We start from the raw sequence: 20,429 nt of genomic DNA, 5'->3' as shown, positions 1-20,429 counted from the left end.
GTCCGAACGCGGCGGCGACCGCGCAGCCTTCATGTACACCCTGATCGTCACCGCAAAAATGAACGACATCGACCCCCAAGCCTGGCTCGCTGACGTTCTCAAACGACTGCCCGACATGCCAGTCTCGCGCGTGCACGAGCTGCTACCATGGAACTGGAAAACCGCAGCACAAAACGTCAAGGCCGCATAAACGCGGTCCACGCCGGATGTTTACCATTAGAACAGGCTTCAGTAATCATAAATCAAGCCGCGAGATCAATCTCAGTCGTCCCATTCCGGCAGATTTTCCAACTGTTCCCTGGTCATTTTTGAAACATATGCGCCGTTTTCAAAAACAAAGGCATCGATAGGGACTTGCGCGTCCCGATCACCAATACCCAAAAAGCCGCCGATTTCGACGACGAAAGCGGCAGGCTGACCCTCCATGTCCACCAATACTTCTTCGATTTCGCCGATCTTTTCACCGTCGACACTGACCACATCCAAGTCATCCAGCGCGCGCAGAAACGCTCCGCTTTGATCTCTGGTATCAGCGGGAACGGGATCAGGGCCGGCCGATGTAACAGATGCAGCAAGGATCGCTGCAATTGTTGCGAAGGAATGGAAACGAGTCATGTTTTTCTCCTCATGAAGTTGAAAAACAAACGCGTTTCCGGCGCATTGGTTCCCTCGTGGTGGGCTGCTACTGGGCCGCGATCTCCTGCACACTCTCCACTCGAACCGCCGAAAACTTGAACTCGGGGATCTTGCCGTAAGGATCGACCGCCGGGTTCGTGAGGATGTTCGCGGCCGCTTCGACAAAGGCAAAGGGCAGGAACACCATGTCGGGAGACACCGCCCTGTCTTCGCGGGCCATGATCTCGATCGATCCGCGTTTGGTGGTCAAACGCACATGATCGCCAGCCACGATGCCCAGCTTGCGCAAAGTAGACGGATGCAACGAACAGTTTGCCTCGGGTTCGACCGCGTCCAGAACGGTCGCCCGGCGCGTCATCGACCCGGTGTGCCAATGCTCAAGCTGGCGACCGGTTGTGAGGATCATCGGGTATTCCGCGTCCGGCACGTCATCGGGCGCAATGACCGACGCAGGTGTGAAGCGCGCACGCCCGTCCGGGCGCGGGAATCCGTCACCAAACACAATCGGCTGGCCCGGATCTTCGGGTGACAACGATGGATAGGTTACTGCATTCTGCGTCTCCAGCCTGTCCCACGTGATGTTGCTCAACGACCTCATGTTCAGCTTCATTTCGGCGAACACATCTGCGGGCCCCGCGTAGTCCCAGCCAAGGCCCAATCGCTTGGCCAATTCCACTTCGATCCACCAGTCTTCCTTGGCCTCACCCGGAGGCGGCACCGCAGGGCGGCCCATCTGCACCTGACGGTTGGTATTTGTCACGGTGCCCGACTTTTCGGCAAAGGCGCTCGCTGGAAGGATCACATCAGCATAGTTCGCCGTTTCTGTGATAAAGATATCCTGCACCACCAAGTGGTCCAGCTTGGCCAGTGCATCGCGGGCATGCTCCACATCCGGGTCCGACATGGCCGGGTTTTCGCCCAGAATATACATCGCCTTGATGTTGCCCGCGTGCACGTCGTCCATGATCTCGGTGACGGTCAGGCCCTTTTCGTTCGAGAAATCGCCAGACCCCCAAACATCAGTAAATGCACTGCGCACGCCATCATCCGTGACCGTCTGATAATCCGGCAAGAACATCGGCACGAGGCCCGCATCCGACGCGCCCTGCACATTGTTCTGACCCCGCAAGGGATGCAGGCCAGCACCCGGCCGCCCGACCTGACCACACATCAGCGCAAGCGAAATCAGGCAGCGTGAATTGTCCGTCCCGTGAATGTGCTGCGAGATGCCCATGCCCCAAAAGATCATCGCCGATTTGGCACCCGCAAAGGTCCGCGCCACATCGCGCAACACGTCCGCTTCGATGCCGCAAATCTCGCTCATCTTCTCAGGCGAGAAGGCTTTCAGGTGCTCTTTCTCGGCTTCCCAATTCTCTGTGTAGGCGTCGATATATTGCTGATCGTACAGCTTTTCTTCGACGATGGTGTGCATGATCGCGTTCAGCATCGACACATCGGCGCCCGGCCTGAATTGCAACATGTGCGAGGAAAACCGTTTCAGCGCCTGACCGCGCGGATCCATCACGATCAGCTTGCCGCCGCGTTTGGTGAACTGTTTGAAATAGGTGGCCGCGACAGGATGGTTTTCGATCGGATTACACCCGATCGCGATGGCAACGTCCGCATTTTCAATCTCGTTGAATGTGGCGGTCACAGCCCCCGAACCGACATTTTCAATCAGGGCCGCCACGCTGGATGCGTGGCAAAGCCGCGTGCAGTGATCAACGTTGTTGTGGCCAAAGCCCTGCCGGATCATCTTTTGAAACAGGTACGCTTCTTCGTTGGTGCACTTGGCCGATCCAAAGCCCGCAACCTCGCGGCCACGGCCTTTCAACCTGCCTGCGGCAAAATCCAGCGCCTCGTCCCACGTCGCTTCGCGGAAATGCGTTTGCCAGTTGCCCGGATCAACGTTCAGCCCCTTGGCAGGCGCATCCTCGCGCCGGATCAGCGGTTTGGTCAAACGGTGATCGTGGTGAATATAGTCAAAGCCAAAGCGCCCCTTGACGCAAAGACGCCCCTCGTTCGCCGGGCCATTGATCCCGTCCACATATTTGACCTTACCGTCCTTCACCTTCAGCGAAATCTGACAGCCCACGCCACAGAACGGGCAAATGCTCTCGACCTCACTGTCGAAATCGGCGCTGTCGCCCACCTGGTGTTCATCCACCACGGTCGACGGCATCAACGCCCCGGTCGGACAGGCCTGCACACACTCACCACACGCCACACAGGTGCTCTCGCCCATCGGGTCCGCCATGTCGAAAGTGGGATAGGCATCATGGCCCCGTCCCGACATCCCGATCACATCGTTGACCTGCACCTCGCGGCACGCGCGCACGCACAGACCGCACTGAATGCAAGCGTCCAGATTGACCGACATCGCCACGTGACTGTCATCCAGAAGCGGAATGCGGCCCTCTTCCAGCTTGGGAAAGCGGCTTTGCACCACACCAGTGGCTTCGGCCATGTTCCACAGATGCGCGGATTTATCATGGGCGACGTCGCGCGCAGGCTGATCCGCCAAGAGCATCTCGACCACCATCTTGCGGGCATTCGTTGCGCGCGCGGAATTCGTGGTGACGACCATACCTTCGCCCGGTTCGCGGATACAGGACGCGGCCAGCACCCGTTCGCCCTCAATCTCGACCATGCAGGCCCGGCAGTTGCCGTCGGGCCGGTATCCGGGCGCCGGTTTGTGGCACAAATGTGGGATGACAAGGCCGCGGCCATTGGCCACGTCCCAGATGGTCATGCCGGCCTCCGCCTCAACCTCAACCCCATCCAGTGTAAATGTCACCCTGTCCGTCATCGCGCACATCTCCCTGATCTCGGGCCAGTTCTACCCCAGCGCCCACACTCAGAGGACTCCCAATCCCGACACCAAGACCCGATTTTACGCCACTCACGTTTCCGATGAGCGCCATTGCAGCACCAAGTGAACCCCGGTAGCTCTACCGCATGCTCAACCTGCCGACCCGTTCCAGCCTGATCGTGACAGGGCAAACCCTGATCGTAGGTGGATTTGGAGCCTGGATCGCAACCCTGATCGGCGCACCAATCGCTGTGCTGACAGGCCCTGCGGTGCTGGTAGCGCTGGTTGCTCTTGCCGGGTTCAGGACAGGGATCGACAACGGCGTGCGCGACGTTGCGTTCCTGATCATCGGCGTCGGGATCGGCAGCGGCGTGGACACCGACGCGACCCAGGCGATGCTCCGCTGGCCGTTGGCCTTTGCGGTACTTGGTGTAATGCTCTGGGCAACGCTCTGGATCTGCGCGCGGGTGCTTGAACGCGGCTTTGGCCTGCCCCGGCGCAGCGCGTATCTCGCCGCCGCACCCGGGCATCTCAGCTTCGTGGTCAGTCTGTCCTCGGCTCTGGATCTCGACACCACCCGTATTGTCGTGATCCAGTCGGTGCGGTTGCTGGCGCTGACCCTCTCCGTTCCGGTGATCGCGATGGTCTTTGGCTACGAGATCACGGACCAGATCACGCCGCCAGGCCTCCCCATCGCCTGGAGCCACCTTGGCATATTGCTGATCGTCGGGCTGCTCATCGGCTATATCTTTGATCGTATCGGCTTGCCCGCAGCGCTACTGATCGGGGGAATGACGGCGTCCAGCCTCGGGCACAGCACCGGACTGACGCCCGGCGTCCTGCCTCCATGGCTGACATATCTGGGGCTTATAACGGTCGGCACGCTGATCGGAGCGCGCTTTGACGGGATCACTCGAACCGCCTTGCTTCAATCGCTCGCAGCGGGGCTCACAGCCACGGCCATCACCACAGCAATGGCAGTCTTCGCCGCACTTGCCGTGGCCTATGCGCTCGCGCTCGATCCCACCCACGTCCTGATCGCCTTCGCCCCCGGAGGATTGGAAACCATGATCGCCATGGGGGTCGTTCTGGGCGCAAATCCCGGTTTCGTCGCCGCGTGTCACGTGGCCCGATTGCTCTTTCTCACTTTTCTGATTCCCGCCTTCGTCGGGCGCATCAGACGCGGCTGATCCGCTTCATCTTGCCAAATAAACTCCCGCCGGAGGCAACCGCACTTTCCACCTGTGAAACACTGGCCTAGAACACACCAACCAATAGCCGAAAGCGCACATGTCCTATATCACACTCATCCGACACGGCCAGGCCAATTCCACAGCCAAGGACGAGGCCAGTTACGACCAACTCAGCCCGCTCGGTCACCAACAATCCGCATGGCTGGGGCAGCATCTGCGCGATACCCACCAGAACCACACCCGGCTCTATACCGGAACTCTGCGGCGTCATATCGAAACAGCCGACGGGATGGACACAGGGCTGACACCCACGCGTGACGCTCGGTTGAACGAGCTGGAATACTTCACACTCGCCTCCGCACTCCACACAGAACACGGCGTGCCCTTTCCAACCGAACAGGCCCATTTCACGGCCCATCTCCCGCAGGTCTTCGCGGCCTGGCAGGACGGCATCCTCGAAGGCGCACCAGAAACCTTTCAGTCTTTCGAAACGCGAGTCAGGGACGCGTTGACCGAGATGGCGGCCGGCAAAGGGCCAGCGCTCGTGGTGACATCCGGAGGGTTGATTTCGATGGCCATGCGCCAGCATCTCGGTCTGACGATCGAAGCCATGGCAAATGTGGCGCTCGCCATCATGAACACGTCAATCCACCGCCTGCACCCCATCGGTGGCACATGGTCGCCCGTCATGTTCAATGCCGTCCCGCACCTTGAGATGCCCGACAGGCACCACGCACAAACCCACGTATGAGGCACGCCATGAAACTCTACTATGCGCCCGGCACCATCGCGGTTGCAGCTGCCATCACCCTCGAAGAATCCGGCCTCCCCTACACAAGCCAGCGTGTCGATTTTTCCAAAGGCGAACAGCTCAGCCCGGCTTACGCAGCAATCAACCCCAAAGGACGTGTCCCGGCGCTGGAAGCAAACGGTACCATCTTGACTGAAACAGGCGCGATCCTCGATTTCGTGGCAGCACAGGCGCCGGGCTTGATGCCAACGGACCCGCTGCAAGCCGCCAAAGCACGCAGCGTGATGTACTACCTTGCCTCCACGATGCATGTAAACCACGCCCATAAACTGCGCGGCGCCCGCTGGGCAGACCACGCAAGCAGTTGGGATGATATGACCGCGAAGGTCCCTGAAACCATGGCCGCCTGCGCGGCCTACCTCGAGGCCGACTGCATCGACGGCCCCTTCGTCCTGGGCGATAGATTCAGCATCGCAGACGCCTATCTGTTCACGGTCTGCACCTGGCTCAAGGGCGACGGAGTTGACCCGACACTCTTTCCAAGAGTTCAAACACTGATGGACACGATGGAAACCCGCGCGTCCGTTAAAAGCATCCGCGCAAAGGGGATGCTCAAATAACCCATCTCCCGGTGTGCCCGCAGATACGACAACCCCCCGGACTCGACGTGACCGCCAATGGTAACCTTCCGCTAACTCTTCCGAAGACGTCTCTGCTCAACCCTTGCCCCCTGAAATGAATGCGCCGGTGTATTCAAAGTTGTCTAAGACGGAGCCAAAGGCACATTCCAAGAAGCCCGCCCAAAAGGCCGATCCAACTTCATCTTGCCAGGTAAACTCCACGGGGGTCTGGGGGTGTGAAACCCCCAGTGCACGTCGTCAACCCCGCATGACCGTATCAAAAAAACGATTCTTCATCGTCTCGGATCGAAATGCCGAGCGCCTCGAGACCCGTTTCGATATGGTCCGTGAAATGAGGCGTGCCCAAGACGTAATCCGCACACGGCGTGCTGGCCTCGGCGAGGGCGGTCGCACGGGCCTCCTGCCAGTCGCCGGCCTCAAATGCCCCGCGTCCGATCCACATGATGGCCACCAGTTCGGCTTGTTCATCGCGCGCAAGCCGCTCGATCACGGGGCGCAACTCGCGTTCCGCCCGATCCAGTTCGCGACCCATCAAGACCACCTGGGCCAGAATCCCTCTGTCGATCTCAAGTTCCATATGACGTCCTCCTGACCGGCAGGATGCAGCGCAGTCCAAAGATGCGCCTTGATCCTGCTCAAGTCAGGAGAAGATGCGGTAATAAAGCCAGTCCGGCAAGAACTGCGATCCACGGAACACCAGCGAAAAGAGTGTTGGAAAGCTTTTCTTGAACCTGTCCGTCAACATGAACTCGAACATCGCTTGGGCCGCGTCTTCGGGCTCCATGATGAACGGCATTTTAAAGTCGTTCTTTTCTGTCAGCTGCGTCTTGATAAAGCCGGGATTTGCGACCTGAACGCGCACGCCGGTCTTGCGCAGATCCGCGTACATGCATTCCGCCAGCGACATTGTTGCCGCCTTGGAGGCCGTATAGCCGATCGAACCGGGAAGGCCCCGAAATCCGGTCAGCGACGAGGTAATCAGGACATGACCCGCATCGCGTTCGACAAATTGTGGCACAACCTGCCCCAAGACACGCATGAAGCCGGTAAAATTCACATCGGCCATCGCGACGGCCTGTTCCGCGTTCCAGTCCTTGGCTCCAAATGGCCAGTAAACCCCGGCCAGCAATACGACACCGTCCACCTGACCAACCGCTGCCGCCGCGGACTTGACGCTGTCGTCATCAGAGATATCGACGCATTGATAAGACGCTTTACCTGGCAACTCCGCAACCAGGGCCGCCAGTTTGTCTTCGGACCGCGCAGACACGATGACTTCAACGCCTGAACGGCTCATACAATGGGCAAGGGCCTTGCCCAGCCCATCGCCTGCCCCGACAAGCCAATAGCGTTTTCCAGTCATGGTCTGCACCGCGTCACTCATACCGCCACTTTCAATCCCGTTGGTGCCGGACGCATGGTTGCCACCAGTTCCGCGACCTTCATGCCATATTTTCGAAACTGAGAGCGGTTCACGATGGTGCCGTTCGGCGCAAGATACATCCAGTCCACCGTGTCCAACACATGGCCGCCCGCACTTTCCGGCAATTGGAACCTGTATTTGAGCTGCACACTGTCACCCGATTGCTGCCCTTTGCCCTCGCCCACAACATCGCTTGCGGTTGCACGAATATGGCCGTCATTGCCCAATGTCAGATGCCAGGCCCGCGTCTGCTCGGAGCCGTCACAATAGTGAAAGACTTCGTTCATCACGCCCTTGTTGCCTTCCCACGTGCAATCAAAGTTACCCACGAACCGGGACGTCACGCGCCCCGTTGGCCCATAAATGATACCTTCGCAAATAATCGGCCCGTTCAGATGCGTGCGGATATCAAACACCTCTTTGCTCTGGGCATAGTCTTTGGGTGATTGCGCCAGAAAGTCGGCATAGCGCGTCCACATCCACATCAAGGCAATCACAAACAGCGCACCAAGTGCAGCGAAAAGCAATCCATCCATCTCAAGTCTCCTTCAGATCTGTCGTCGCCAAAAGCGCAATGGCAACGACTTTGAGGCCGCACGGGACCGCCGCATACAGCAGGGTCAAAAGCAACAATGCTTCCGGCGGGTTGTCGACCGCGCCGCTGACAAATCCTGTCTGCTCAAGGGCAGGCAGCAACAAGACAGCGGCGAAAGCCAATGTAAATTTCGAAACAAATGACCACAGGCCAAAACCTTCGGCAGCCGACGGGCTGATCCGTGCCATCCGCGATGCAAAAATGGCTGGCAGCAATGTCAGGTCGGCGCCGAGTGTCGCGCCCGACAAAAGGCAGATCACAGCGAACAAGGCCCAGTCCCCCGGGCCCAGCGTCAGCGCGCCTCCAAAGGCGCATATGGCCAGTACCATCGCGCTCAACAGCACCGGCTTGGCCCCGTAGCGTTCTGCGGCTTTGCCCCACAGCGGCGCGGCCGCAGCGGCCGACAGGAAAAACAGCAGCAAAAGCGGACCTTCAAAACCCGGGGCCAGCAGTCTACTTTCGACAAAGAACAAGAACAGCGTCGAGCTGACAGCCACCGGTGCCGCATTCACCAGCGCGATCAACAGCAGCTTGCGCGCCAGAGCATCGCCCAAAACGGCTTTGAAACCGACCGAAGGCGGCAACCCTTCGCTGACCCATTCGGCGCGCATCATCACGACGGCAGCAACGGCCAGAACTATAAATCCGACGGCAAAACCGGTGAACGGCGCGCCCATTAAATTGCCCAGCATGACAGGCGCGATGGCCGCGACACACACGCCCAGCAAAGCACCAGTTTCGCGCCAGCGCGCCAGCATGAGATGACCCTGTCCGGGCAGTTGATCCGCCTTCACCACGCCCTGCGCGTAAAAGTTGATGGTCAAAAAGCTGAAACCCGAAAACACACCCGTCAGCATCAGCGCAAACCAGAGCAGTGGCGGTAGCATCGGCGGCACCGCAAACAACCCGAACATGGAGACTGCCATAAGCGCGGCACCGATCAGCACCGCGGTCCCTCGTCGGCTGCGCAAGGCCTCGCTCAGACGTCCGAACAGCGGATCCTGCACCACGTCGAACAGGCGCAAAATGAACAGGACACCGCCAAGAGCCGCCAGTGAAACGCCATATTCATCCACATAGAATTTGGGCGCATGAATATAGATGGGCAGCCCCGCCGACGCGAGCAATGCCGCGAATACCGCGTATGCGGACAGATTTCGGGGCTGCGTGTTGCTCACCGAGACACCTCCTCGGACGGAGGCACCGGGCGCGGGCGATAGGCCGCCTTTTTGAACCACAGCTTCAAGGCTTGCCAATGGATGAGCGCGAGAACGCGGCGCGAGCCGAAGGGGCGACGAACCACAGCCTTCAAAATCGACCGATTGGTCAGCACATCGCGCCGCCCCGTCAAGGTTGCGATCAGGCCACCTTCACCCCTTGAATAATCGATCCAGATTCCGATGCGCTCGTCCGAGATATCAAACCGGAATTCATATCCACCCTCGACCGGCTGAAAGGGAGAAACGTGGAATATCTTGGTCGCCTGCATTCTGTCGTCCGGGCCAATCCGGCGCAAATCCGGATGGTGAACCAGATAGCTGTGACGGTCCCCGAATGTATTGGTCACCTCGGCGATCACGGCGATCAGGGCCTCGTCCTCGCGACGGCACAGCCAGAAACTGACCGGATTGAACACGTGCCCCAGCACCTTGGGCTGTGCCAGCAATTCGATGCGGGCCACACCGGTGATCTGGTGCGCCTCCAGGACGTCTCGCACCCATGCTGCGCCCCGGCCTGCTTTTGGCGTACCGCCATGGTCGACGTCATTCAGGGCCGTCACGCCACGACCGTTGCGTGCGAACAAGCCCGGCGTTGACACTTCGGCCTCTGCATCCAGCAACACGTAGTCCACGGAATAGCGGAACCCGTTGGAAATCGCCCCCTTGCGCCCATGATAGGTTTGGCCGGCGATATGGTCGACGGTCGGTATCATGCGGCGGCCACCTCGACATTGGCGGTGCGTGTCAACGTGCGCACGACCTCGGCTGCGCTTGCCAGACCATCCTCGTGGAACCCATGCCGCATCCACGCCCCACAGAACCACGTCCGGTTTGTACCGTTCATGGCACGCACGGAACCCTGCGCGGCCAGTGCCGCCAGATCATAAACCGGGTGGCGCAGTGTGGTCTGATCATAAATCAGGTCTTCGCGAATTTTCCGTTTGGTGTTCAGCGTGACGAAATGTGGGTCATCCATCGGTATCGGCTGAAGCGAGTTGATCCAGTATGTCAGATCGATACGGTCGGATTGTGTATTTTTGTCTTCGGTGTAAACCCAACTTGACCATGTCTGGCGCTTCTTGGGCATGATGTTTTCGTCGCAATGCAATACCACTTCGTTCGGTTGGTATTTGACTGCACCCAGCGCGCTTTGTTCTGCATCGGACGGGTCTGCCAGCATATTCAGGCTGTCGTCGGAATGCGTGGCAAAGATCACCTCGTCAAATGCTTCCCATTCGCCACCCCACGCCTTGACCTCTACACCAATTGGGGTGCGCCGCACCGACTGCACCGGCGCATGCAAGCGGATATCAACACCGTTGCCCCGCATCGCGGTCTCAAGCCGGCGCACGTATTCGATGGAACCTCCGTCGACAGTATACCATTGGTGCTGGCCCGTCGTGTTCAGCAGCGCATGGTTTTCAAAGAATTGAATCATGGCATGAGCGGGGAAATCAGTGATCTTTTCCACTGGCGTGGACCAGATTGCGCCGCTGAGCGGCAGCAGATAGTATTTGCGAAACCAGTCCCCTGTGCCCAACACGTCCAGAAAGTCCGCAACGGTCCGTGTGCGGTCCTCATTTGCGATCCGCAATGCTTTTTTGTTGAAGCGCAGAATATCACGGACCATTCCCAGAAATTTCGGGTTAAGCGCATTGGCCCGCTGTGCGAAAAGCGCATCCAGACTGGCAAGCCCATATTCCAGCCGACCGCCATCTATCGAAGCCCCGAAACTCATGTTCGATTTGACGATCGGGACACTCAGGTCATCAAACAGATCCGCCATCAACGGATAATTGGCGTAGTTGAAAACCAGAAATCCGGTATCGACCGGCTGATCACCGTTTTTCCCGGCCATGATCGTGCGCGCATGGCCACCCAACCGTGGTTCCGCTTCGAACAGTGTCACCTGATAATCGGGTGCAAGCATGTGCGCCGCACCCATTCCAGATATGCCAGCACCAATGACGGCAATGCGTTGTGAAGGGCGGGCGAGAATCTCGAATGGCATTTAGGCAAGTGTCCTGAATTTGGAAGATTGTATTAGAGGTTACGAAGACCACAGGCTTTCGGATTTCAAAAGCCCCGAGATTTATTTTTGATCCAATTCCAAATCAATGGCGTAGACCATTTATGTTAGCAGGCTTAGACATGGCTGAACCAATCCAACTGCATGCGTCGGTTCCGACACCTCGTGCAGTAACGAGGCCAGCACGCATGAAAGATGAAGATGGAAAACGGATGCTGTGGGTCAGCCACATGGCGCGCATTCGTGACCAACAGGATCAAGCGGCATTTGCCGAACTTTTCGACCACTTCGCCCCCCGGGTGAAAGGTTTTCTGATGAAGTCCGGCGCAAACGCGTCACTGGCAGAGGAATGCGCCCAGGAGGTTATGGCGACGTGCTGGCACAAGGCACATATGTTTGATCCGGCACGGGCCTCGGTGGCCACATGGATCTTTACGATCGCCCGCAACAGAAAGATTGACGTTCTGCGCAAGGAGCGTCGCCCCGAGCCGGAAGAATTGACTTGGGGCCCAGAAGAAGAACCGGATCAAGCCGACGTCTTGGCGATCCAACAAGAGAGTGAATTGCTGGGGCGGGCGATCGCGGAATTGCCCGCAGCCCAGCGCGAATTGATACAAAAGGCATATTTCGGGGACTTGACCCAAAGTGAAATTGCCGAACAGACCGGTCTGCCACTTGGCACGATCAAATCGAGGATTAGGTTGGCGCTTGAACGGCTGCGCCACGCGATGAAGTGAAAAATATGATGGAAAACACAATTAATCATCACCTGACCGACGCGGTCCTAATGGGATACGCCTCCGGATCGTTGCCTGAAGCGTTCAACCTCATGGTGGCCGCGCATGTGTCGCTTTGCGACAGCTGTCGCGCGCAGGTCGAAAGCTATGATGCTGTGGGCGGCGAAGTGTTGGATAACGCGCCGCAAAACGGCGTCGAGATGACTGAAAGCAGTTTTATGGCGACAATGGCGCTGATCAGCGGCGGCCCCTTGGATGAGGCTGCTCCGGCGCGGTTGCAACAAACACGAAATGCGGTGCTGCCCGGCCCGTTGCAAGACTATGTCGCGGGCGGCCTTGATGAGGTGAAATGGCGCGGTATCGGGATGGGTGTGAAACAGGCGATATTGCCGACGTCCAGCGGCGCGTCGGCCCGACTTCTTATGATCCCGGCGGGGGCGGCCATGCCGGATCACGGGCACCACGGCTTGGAAATGACCATGGTACTGCAAGGGGCCTTCAAGGATGAAGATGGTTACTTCGCACGCGGCGACGTTGAAGTCGCCGACAGCGATATGCATCATACCCCAATTGCTGACATCCACGAAGACTGCATTTGCCTCGTCGTTGCGGATGCAAGGCTCAAGTTTGACGGGTTCTTGCCCAAGATTGTCCAACGTTTCGCGCGGATCTGATGCACTGGCGGCGGGGTCCAACCCCGCCCCTCGCAACGCCGAAGATCGACAAGATATGTGTCGTCTCTGAGACAGAATGGTATTTCCACTCAAGCTGAACCTGAAACCGTCGGCGGTTCTTAGGGCAGCTTTATTGATGGTGACCAAGCTTTCACTGCAAAACGTCCATCTGTCGTAATCCCAGCAAGACCAGTACGGGAGCGACGGGTTCCTGCATCCCCTGCCAGCGCTTGATGCGGACATCACCCATCAAGCCCGCACCGAATTCGCACAGATGAAGCAAGACGGGCTAGCCCGCGGCACGGGCAACTGGCGCAACTCCATACGCGTCCCGATACCGCAAAGCCCCTTTGCGGCCGACGCCTTGGCGCTTTACGATCAAATCCGCAGCGTTCAGGCGCAAGTTATGATGAAAGAGGCTACTGGCCGGACGGAGATTTACGCATGATGGATCAGGTTAAATTCACCGCGATGAAAGACGGCGACAAGGAAGACTATGATTTCCTGACCGAACATGAGGTGGAATATACCCGCGGCACCGCAGATCGGCTTTTGACAGCGCTGGAAACGCTGGATGAGGGGTTGTCGGGCTATCAGGTCACGCGGCTGGGGCATTCGGTACAATCGGCGACGCGCGCCTGGCGCGACGGGGCGGATGTCGATTGGCTCGTGGCCACTCTGCTGCACGATATAGGCGACATCTTTGCGCCCTATAATCACGACGAATATGCGGCCAGCATCCTGAAACCTTTCGTGCGCGAACAGTGCACATGGGTGGTGGAAAAGCATGGCGATTTCCAGATGCTTTATTACGGCGATCACGTGGGCGCGAACCCGCACAAGCGCGATGCCTTCAAAGAGCATCTCTATTTCGACGATTGCGCGGCGTTTTGCGAGCGGTGGGACCAGTCCAGCTTTGACCCCACCTATGACAGCCTGCCGCTGGATCATTTCCGTGACATGGTCCGCGAGGTGTTTGCCCGCACGCCCTATGACCCCAACGTCATATTGCCGGGTGTGCGTGTTCCTCTTCAGGATGCGACAGTTGCAACGGCGCGTCGCTAGGGCACGGACAACCCCCAAGCCGTGATCGTGCCGCTTCGGCCGCGCAGTTTCAACGCATCAAAACGGACCCAGCTGTTGGCGTTCTGATAGGCGCTATCATACACGTCATTTGAAATCAGCACGGGCACTTTGACGTCCTTGGTGGCACTTTCCAGCCGCGCGGCGACGTTGACGGTATCCCCAAGCACAGCATATTCCAAACGGCCATTGTCACCGACAACCCCGGTAAAGACATCGCCAATATGAACTCCGATGCCGATGCTGACATCTGATTGCCAGTCATGCACGTTCCCCAGAATATCACGCGCGCACTGTACGGCACGCTCCCCTGCCGTGCCGTCGCGGTTGTCAAAGACCAGCATTGCGCCATCGCCGATATACTTGTCGACAAAACCGCCGGAAACATCGGCCGCCCGCGCGATGCAGGCCCGGAAACCACCTAGAAAGCTGGACAATTGCGTGGGCTCCATCGCCTCCGACATGCTCGTAAAGCCGCGAATATCCACAAACATCACCGCCGCGCGTTGCTGTGTTCCGGCGCGCATCTCATCCAGCCCATGTGTATTCAGCTGATCGTCGAGTTCAGCGGGCAGAAAGCGGGTCAACTGTCCGCGCGCCTCTGCCTCTCTGATCGATCGCAACAAGAGCGACCGGATGCGCATCGACGCGACAACCAGCACCGCCGCTGCAAGCGCGATCATCGCAATACGGGCCAGGTTGGGCTGAAACGCGTAAAGCACTTCCATGGTTTCGGCCGTCCTGAGCGGATCACCTGCGGGGACCAAAAATGTGATCAGCACACCGAGGATAAGCACAACTGCCATTGTGGCCTGAATGGCAGGATTAAACCGAAGCGCGCCACAGGCCAGTATGACCGGTATCAGCCAAACCGTGGGAAAGGCCATGAGATGCAAGCCAGACATCCCGAGGTTTTCGATACTGGCCCAGCCGCTGATCAGGATAAACACGCAATCCGCCATCGCAGATGGCCAGGACATCCAGGGCCGAAACAATCCCATGCGCACAATCGTCAGGAACAACAGGCCAAGCGCAAAATAACTGGCCATGACCAGAATTGCGTAGCCGACCTGCTTTTGAAACTGGGCGTCCAGATCGGTTTCCAGCCGCAACACCAGCAAGAGAATGATCAGAGCAAGTGAACCCGAGATGAACAGCCGCAACATCGCAATCAGCCGTTCCGCCCGCTCTTCGGCGTTATGGAACAGATTTGTAACGGCTTTGGTTTGCGTGGGTGACGGCATGCTGCCTATTCAGCGGCAGATGATGCCTCAGTCAAGGGCAAGCCGGCCTGACCAGACGTGTCTTCGATCTCTTCGAAATCGAAATTATCGAGGCGATGCGCCCGTTTACCGGCCTTTTCGGCGCTGATCTTGATGTCTTCGATATCCTTGGAGGCTTGGGAAAAGTGGCGGTCCAAGTTCCCGACGCGGGTGCCCAGCCTGTCCACATCTGCCACCAGCAACGACAGTTCCTTTCGAATGGCCCCCGCCTGCTCGCGCATCCGCGCATCCTTGAGGATCGCACGCATCGTGTTCAGCGTCGCCATGCAGGTCGTGGGCGACACGATCCAGACCCGCGCCTCAAAACCGATCCGCACCAGTTCCGGGAAATTCGCATGCAGTTCGGCGTAAACCGCCTCGGAAGGCAGGAACATCAGTGCTCCATCTGCCGTTTCGCCGTCGATGATGTATTTGTCCGAAATATCCGCGATGTGCTTTTTCACCGCGACCTTCATCTGGGCCGCCGCCTGTTTGACCGCGTGATCGGTATCGGCCGCACGCAGCGCCTCATAGGCTTCCAACGGGAACTTGCTGTCGATGACAATCGGGCCCGGCGGGTTCGGCAGATGGATCAAGCAGTCAGCCCGCTTGCCGTTCGACAGTGTGTATTGCATCGCATAACTGTCACGCGGCAGGGCCTTGCCAACGATATCATGCAGTTGGATTTCGCCAAAGGCGCCGCGGGTCTGCTTGTTCGACAGGATATCCTGCAAGGATAGCACATCCCCGGATAGTTTGGTGATATTGTCCTGCGCCTTGTCGATCGCGGCCAGACGCTCTTGCAATTGCGTCAGGCTGGTTGTGGTTTGCTTGGAAGAGCCGTGCAGGCTCTCGCGCATGCGCTCCTGCATCTCGTTCAGCGACCGTTGGCTGCGCAGCGCATTGTCGGCCAACCGGTCCTGCATCTGTTGCTGCACGCTTGACAGGCGCGCCTCGACGGTCTGGATCATGTGCGCCTGCGCCGAGGCTTGCGTGTCTGAAACTGTTTGCAGCCCACCGCGCAACTGTTCCTGACCCTGGCTCAAAGCCTGCACACTTTGCCCAAGATAGCCCAGTTGCTGCGCCAAAGGTTCCGACGCGCGGGCAGAGCGGCCCGCCGCACGGACCGCCACAACCAGCAGGATCACGATCAGCACCAAAGCACCGCTTGCGACCAAGGCAGCGATCACCAGCGGATCGCTGGTATCAAGGGTCAGGTTACCAATCTGGATCATGTGCGTCCAAACAACCGTTCGATGTCGGCCAGCTTCAGCTCGACGTAAGTGGGTCTGCCGTGGTTGCATTGCCCGGAATGCGGGGTCGCCTCCATTTCGCGCAGCAGAGCGTTCATTTCTTCCCCGCGCATCCGACGACCCGACCGGATCGAGCCGTGGCATGCCACCCGACTCAGGATCGCCTCGATCCGGGCCTGCACCGAAAAACTGCTGCCCAGATCGGAAAGCTCATCCAGAATGTCGTGGATCATCGCCTTGGCGTCTACTTCACCAAGTATAGCAGGTGTTTCGCGCACCGCGATGGCATCGCCTCCAAAGGGTTCAATGCCCAAGCCGAGTCGATGCAGATCGTCCGCAACGTCCATGAGGCTTGCACATTCGGACGCGGACAGGCTGACGATCTCCGGGATCAGCAAGGCCTGCGCCGCCACGCCGTTTTCCGCCATCTGCGTTTTCAGCTTTTCATAAACCAGCCGTTCGTGTGCTGCGTGTTGGTCAACGATGACCATCCCGGTTCGGGTCTGGGCCACAATATAGTTTTCATGAACCTGCCCGCGCGCCACGCCCAATGGCAAATCCTCTGCCTCCGCTTCGGGCTCTGGCATAGGTTCGACAACCTGACCGCTGAAATCCACTGTCATTTCGGCGAACGCAGGCGCGGCGCGCGGCCCATAGCTGGGGCGATCCATTTGATAGACCCGAGGCTCCGTCGATTCCGGTCGCATCGCACCCAATGTCGCTCCCGCCACGGTCGAAGACGCCCGATGACCCGCATCGGCCAAGGCATGGCGCAGCCCCGAAATGATCAAGCCGCGCGCCAGCCCCGGGTCACGGAAGCGAACTTCGGACTTGGCCGGATGCACGTTGACGTCAACCAACTCCGGTTCGCAGTCGATGAACAGGGCCGCAACAGGGTGCCGATCGCGGCTGAGGAAATCGAAATAGGCCGCGCGCAACGCGCCCGTCAGCAGCTTGTCCTTGACCGGGCGACCGTTGACATAGAGAAACTGTGCCACCGCAGCACCGCGCGAATATGTGGGCAAGGCCGCATAGCCGGTCAGGTGCAGATCTTCGCGGGTGGTGTCGATTGCAATACTGTTCTCCGCGAACTCCGCACCCAACACGTCAGACAGGCGCCCACGCAAGGCCGCCATCGGATTACCGGTCTGCACCTCGACCCGAAACACAGATCGCGGATCGTTCGAGACGTCACGCAATTCAAACCGCACAAAGGGTTCCGCCATGGCCAACCGTTTGACCACGTCCGTGATGGCCTGCGCTTCGGCCCTGTCCGTGCGGAGGAATTTGAGGCGCGCAGGCGTTGCATAAAACAAATCGCGCAGAGTGATGACCGTACCCGCATTGAGAGCGGCAGGTTTGATCGCCCCCATATCACCACCCGAAACCGAAATCTCCGCGGCTTCGGCACCGGTGACACGGCTTGTAATGGTCAGACGCCCAACAGCGCCAAGGCTCGGCAGCGCTTCACCACGAAACCCGAACGTGTGGATGTTCAACAAGTCCGAACCATCGATCTTGGACGTCGCATGTCGGCTCAACGCCAAAGGCAACTCATCCGGGGGCATGCCGCACCCATCATCGGTCACCCGGATGAGGGTCTTGCCACCATCGGCCACATCAATGCCAATCCGGCGCGCACCTGCATCGATCGCGTTCTCGACCAGTTCCTTGACCGCCGAGGCCGGCCGTTCAACGACCTCACCTGCCGCAATCCGATTGATCGCCGCTTCGTCCAATTGCCGAATGATAGGCCTTATGTTGGGGGCATGTGTATTCATAACACAATACCTAGCATGCATATAAGCGATTCGACCACCTTTGACGTCATGCAGCGCATGACCCGTTCCCTGTACCCGGAGGTGATCGAAACTTCTATCAGACAAACGACGTCAACCACAGCCCATCACACCTGCAACCCGCCGGAATTCGACACGAATTCCCGCCGTTTTCCCTGTAGGAAAACGCGCCGTGCTCGAAAAATGCGCAGTTTCGCTTTGGTGGATCAGGCCGTAGGTGCCCGGTGCGGACCCGCCAAAGCCGCAATGGCAAGGATCACGCCCGACACGGTCGCAATCATGCCCGCCGCACTGACGGATCCATAGGCACCCAGCCACAGCGGTCCGTAACCTGCCAACACATAGCCGATGATTGCGGCCAACGCGGCGAATGCCGCTGACCACGCCACCTGGTGCCCGAGCCTGTTCGTCACCATCCGGGCGGCTGCAGGCGGGCATATAAACATGGCAATCACGATGATTGACCCGACCGCGTCAAAGGCGGCCACGGCGGCGATCGCCGAGATGACCACAAGCGCCAATCCAAGCGGGGCCGTCGCGATACCAAGACCCTGCGCATAGCCTTCGTCAAAGGTGGACACACTCAAAGGGCGCCAGAACACGTACAAAAAGGCGCAAATGACGATCAATGCGACAGCCATGCGCGGCAATTCGACAGGTATCGTCGCCAGCGCATCAAGATCCAACAAGGATCGCCACCCCGTCGCATCAAGCCAGATTAGGCTTTCCAGGTTGCCGAACAGCGCGTGTTCGACGTCCAGATGCACATTTGACGTATCGGATTGTTCAAGCAACAAAACGCCGCCCGCGAACATCGCGGTAAATACGACTCCCATGGCCGCTCCTGCCTCGATCCGACCAAGCCGGCGGATCGCTTCTATCGCGACCACGGCCAGAACGGCGGCCGCGGCTGCACCCACCAACATCGGACCCGTCGCAACAAGACCTGTCAATAGAAACGCGACCACGATGCCCGGTAACACCACATGGCTGATCGCGTCGCCAATCAGCGCCTGTCGCCGCAACAACAGAAAGTTTCCGGGCAGCGCACAGGCAACAGCAACGCAGATCCCGATCAGCATGGACGGCAATGACAGAGCGACAAATTCCGCACCCATCAGAGCACCGCCTGCGGAGCGGCAATGCGCCGATCCACTTCTCTCAATTGATCTTTGGTCAGGAATTCCTCAATCGCGGTGAGCCCGTCATAGCGCGTCGCTGCCGCTGCAAAGCTCTGGTCCGCACGTACGATCGACCAACGAGTTTCATCCAACAGTGCTTTGGACGCAGCCGCCTGCCCATCCCCGGTCGCCACGCCATCCGGCAAAATCAAACCGGCACGATACATCAGCCGATGGGTCAGTTTTTCGTAGATGGGCTGTCCTTGTGCAAGCGCCAGAAGCCCTTGGCGCATGTGCACCCGTCGCTGGTACCGCCAATGGGTCAAAACCGAGGCCAGAACACCCCGGCCCGGCGAAAACAGGAGCGATACAAGAAACAGCGCAAATCCAACAAGAACGATGATCGGCCCGGTTGGCAAAGCAGGGGCAACCGCAGACACGGCAGCCCCGACATAGCCCGACACCCCGCCGACAATGCCCGCAATCAGCACAACCCGGTCTGATCGATCCGTCCAGAAGCGCGCCGACACCGCCGGAACAATCAAGAGGGCCACGATCAGGATCAGACCCACCACCTTGAGACCGACAACCGTCACAACCAGCACGATACCCATCATAGCCAGATCGATCCGTGCCAATGACCATCCCGCAGCTTCGGCATATCCGGGGTCGAACGCTGCCAACTCGAGCGGTCGGCGCAGGAGCATGACCAGTGCCAGGACAGCTGCCGCCGCAATCGCCAACAACAGCGCATCACTGCGCAGCATTCCGGCCGTTGATCCCAGCAAAAACCCTTCCAGTCCCGCTTGCCGCCCCGAATTCATCGTCTGGATGATGGTCAGGATCACAATGCCCAGACCGAAAAAGACGGACAGGATCGCGCCGATGGCCGCATCCTCGCCCAATCGCGTCCGGGTGGCCAGCCAGTGCACACACAAAAGCCCCACCGCTGCGGATACCCCCGCGCCCAGCAACAATCCGAACAAGGAACGCCCGTCGCCGCCGAAACTCACCATCACGATAAATGCAAGGCCCACACCGGGAAGTGTGGCATGGGAAATCGCATCACTCACCAAGGCGCGTTTACGCAGAAATAGGAAGGTGCCGGCAACCCCCGCAGCGATCCCGAGCAAACAAGCGCCCAGCGTCACCAAAGTCGCGTTGTAGCCCAGCTGTAGCAGCAGCGCATCGGCGAGCATG

The 20,429-nt window shown here is 58.9% G+C and carries 20 protein-coding genes; 7 read left to right on the top strand and 13 right to left on the bottom strand.

Translation table 11 applies throughout. The annotated features are described in order from the left end of the window. The coding region (locus LC354_RS15530) for a transposase domain-containing protein (protein ID WP_223423851.1) at positions 1-190 on the top strand (190 nt) is incomplete at its 5' end. Positions 191-261: 71 nt separating this feature from the next. On the opposite strand, the gene LC354_RS15525 is transcribed toward LC354_RS15530, so the two are convergent. Beyond that, positions 262-615, bottom strand: a complete 354-nt coding sequence (locus LC354_RS15525; protein WP_223425333.1) for a PRC-barrel domain-containing protein — start codon at positions 613-615, stop codon at positions 262-264. Between the two features lie 67 nt (positions 616-682). After that, on the bottom strand, positions 683-3,445 hold the full coding sequence (fdhF, locus tag LC354_RS15520) for a formate dehydrogenase subunit alpha (RefSeq protein WP_223425331.1): 2,763 nt from the start codon (positions 3,443-3,445) through the stop codon (positions 683-685). 149 nt (positions 3,446-3,594) lie between these two features. Here fdhF and LC354_RS15515 point away from each other — a divergent pair, with 149 nt between their 5' ends. The 3 genes from LC354_RS15515 to LC354_RS15505 all read left to right on the top strand — a co-directional run bounded on the left by LC354_RS15515 (position 3,595) and on the right by LC354_RS15505 (position 6,012). Beyond that, a complete protein-coding gene (locus LC354_RS15515; RefSeq protein ID WP_223425329.1) occupies positions 3,595-4,638 on the top strand; it encodes an AbrB family transcriptional regulator in 1,044 nt (347 codons plus the stop codon). A 100-nt stretch (positions 4,639-4,738) separates the two neighbouring features. Continuing rightward, the gene (locus LC354_RS15510) at positions 4,739-5,392 is read left to right on the top strand and encodes a histidine phosphatase family protein (protein ID WP_223425328.1); all 654 of its coding nucleotides are present in this window, start codon (positions 4,739-4,741) and stop codon (positions 5,390-5,392) included. Positions 5,393-5,400: 8 nt separating this feature from the next. Further along, positions 5,401-6,012 (top strand): glutathione S-transferase family protein, encoded by a 612-nt coding sequence (locus tag LC354_RS15505; protein ID WP_223425326.1) that lies wholly within the window; start codon positions 5,401-5,403, stop codon positions 6,010-6,012. Between the two features lie 277 nt (positions 6,013-6,289). Here LC354_RS15505 and LC354_RS15500 read toward each other — a convergent pair whose 3' ends face one another. The 6 genes from LC354_RS15500 to LC354_RS15475 form a co-directional block, all read right to left on the bottom strand. Then, the gene (locus LC354_RS15500) at positions 6,290-6,610 is read right to left on the bottom strand and encodes a DUF3775 domain-containing protein (RefSeq protein WP_223425324.1); all 321 of its coding nucleotides are present in this window, start codon (positions 6,608-6,610) and stop codon (positions 6,290-6,292) included. A 63-nt stretch (positions 6,611-6,673) separates the two neighbouring features. Next, positions 6,674-7,417 (bottom strand): SDR family NAD(P)-dependent oxidoreductase, encoded by a 744-nt coding sequence (locus tag LC354_RS15495; RefSeq protein ID WP_263289420.1) that lies wholly within the window; start codon positions 7,415-7,417, stop codon positions 6,674-6,676. Beyond that, a complete protein-coding gene (locus LC354_RS15490; RefSeq protein ID WP_223425322.1) occupies positions 7,414-7,992 on the bottom strand; it encodes a DUF3833 family protein in 579 nt (192 codons plus the stop codon). The genes LC354_RS15495 and LC354_RS15490 overlap by 4 nt, the downstream gene beginning before the upstream one ends. Position 7,993: 1 nt before the next feature. Next, positions 7,994-9,229 carry an MFS transporter gene (locus LC354_RS15485; RefSeq protein ID WP_223425321.1) on the bottom strand — a complete coding sequence of 412 codons (1,236 nt, stop codon included), beginning with the start codon at positions 9,227-9,229 and terminating at the stop codon, positions 7,994-7,996. Next, on the bottom strand, positions 9,226-9,984 hold the full coding sequence (locus tag LC354_RS15480) for a DUF1365 domain-containing protein (RefSeq protein ID WP_223425319.1): 759 nt from the start codon (positions 9,982-9,984) through the stop codon (positions 9,226-9,228). Before LC354_RS15480 ends, LC354_RS15485 begins: the two co-directional genes overlap by 4 nt. Continuing rightward, positions 9,981-11,282 (bottom strand): NAD(P)/FAD-dependent oxidoreductase, encoded by a 1,302-nt coding sequence (locus LC354_RS15475; RefSeq protein WP_223425317.1) that lies wholly within the window; start codon positions 11,280-11,282, stop codon positions 9,981-9,983. Before LC354_RS15475 ends, LC354_RS15480 begins: the two co-directional genes overlap by 4 nt. Before the next feature lie 206 nt (positions 11,283-11,488). Between LC354_RS15475 and LC354_RS15470 the strand changes: the two genes are divergently transcribed. The 3 genes from LC354_RS15470 to LC354_RS15460 all read left to right on the top strand — a co-directional run bounded on the left by LC354_RS15470 (position 11,489) and on the right by LC354_RS15460 (position 13,776). After that, complete coding sequence (locus tag LC354_RS15470) at positions 11,489-12,037, top strand: sigma-70 family RNA polymerase sigma factor (protein WP_223425316.1); 549 nt, start codon at positions 11,489-11,491, stop codon at positions 12,035-12,037. A gap of 8 nt (positions 12,038-12,045) precedes the next feature. After that, a complete protein-coding gene (locus tag LC354_RS15465) occupies positions 12,046-12,711 on the top strand; it encodes a ChrR family anti-sigma-E factor (protein WP_223425339.1) in 666 nt (221 codons plus the stop codon). A 447-nt stretch (positions 12,712-13,158) separates the two neighbouring features. Continuing rightward, on the top strand, positions 13,159-13,776 hold the full coding sequence (locus LC354_RS15460; protein ID WP_223425338.1) for an HD domain-containing protein: 618 nt from the start codon (positions 13,159-13,161) through the stop codon (positions 13,774-13,776). Here LC354_RS15460 and LC354_RS15455 read toward each other — a convergent pair. The 5 genes from LC354_RS15455 to LC354_RS15435 all read right to left on the bottom strand — a co-directional run bounded on the left by LC354_RS15455 (position 13,773) and on the right by LC354_RS15435 (position 20,428). Then, positions 13,773-15,038 (bottom strand): adenylate/guanylate cyclase domain-containing protein, encoded by a 1,266-nt coding sequence (locus LC354_RS15455; RefSeq protein WP_223425314.1) that lies wholly within the window; start codon positions 15,036-15,038, stop codon positions 13,773-13,775. The two genes, LC354_RS15460 and LC354_RS15455, sit on opposite strands and share 4 nt — an antisense overlap. Positions 15,039-15,043: 5 nt before the next feature. After that, complete coding sequence (locus LC354_RS15450) at positions 15,044-16,291, bottom strand: DNA recombination protein RmuC (RefSeq protein WP_223425312.1); 1,248 nt, start codon at positions 16,289-16,291, stop codon at positions 15,044-15,046. Continuing rightward, positions 16,288-18,090, bottom strand: coding sequence for a DNA mismatch repair endonuclease MutL (gene mutL / locus LC354_RS15445; RefSeq protein WP_223425310.1), 1,803 nt, complete (start codon positions 18,088-18,090; stop codon positions 16,288-16,290). The genes LC354_RS15450 and mutL overlap by 4 nt, the downstream gene beginning before the upstream one ends. 224 nt (positions 18,091-18,314) lie before the next feature. After that, positions 18,315-19,226 (bottom strand): metal ABC transporter permease, encoded by a 912-nt coding sequence (locus tag LC354_RS15440; RefSeq protein ID WP_399203680.1) that lies wholly within the window; start codon positions 19,224-19,226, stop codon positions 18,315-18,317. Then, positions 19,226-20,428, bottom strand: a complete 1,203-nt coding sequence (locus tag LC354_RS15435) for a metal ABC transporter permease (protein WP_223425309.1) — start codon at positions 20,426-20,428, stop codon at positions 19,226-19,228. The genes LC354_RS15440 and LC354_RS15435 overlap by 1 nt, the downstream gene beginning before the upstream one ends. Position 20,429 lies beyond the last annotated feature (1 nt).

Source organism: Tateyamaria pelophila (genome assembly GCF_019966495.1).
Taxonomy (GTDB): Bacteria; Pseudomonadota; Alphaproteobacteria; order Rhodobacterales; family Rhodobacteraceae; genus Tateyamaria; species Tateyamaria pelophila.
The sequence above is the reverse complement of the archived record's forward strand: the minus strand, read 5'-3'. Positions and strand labels throughout refer to the sequence as shown.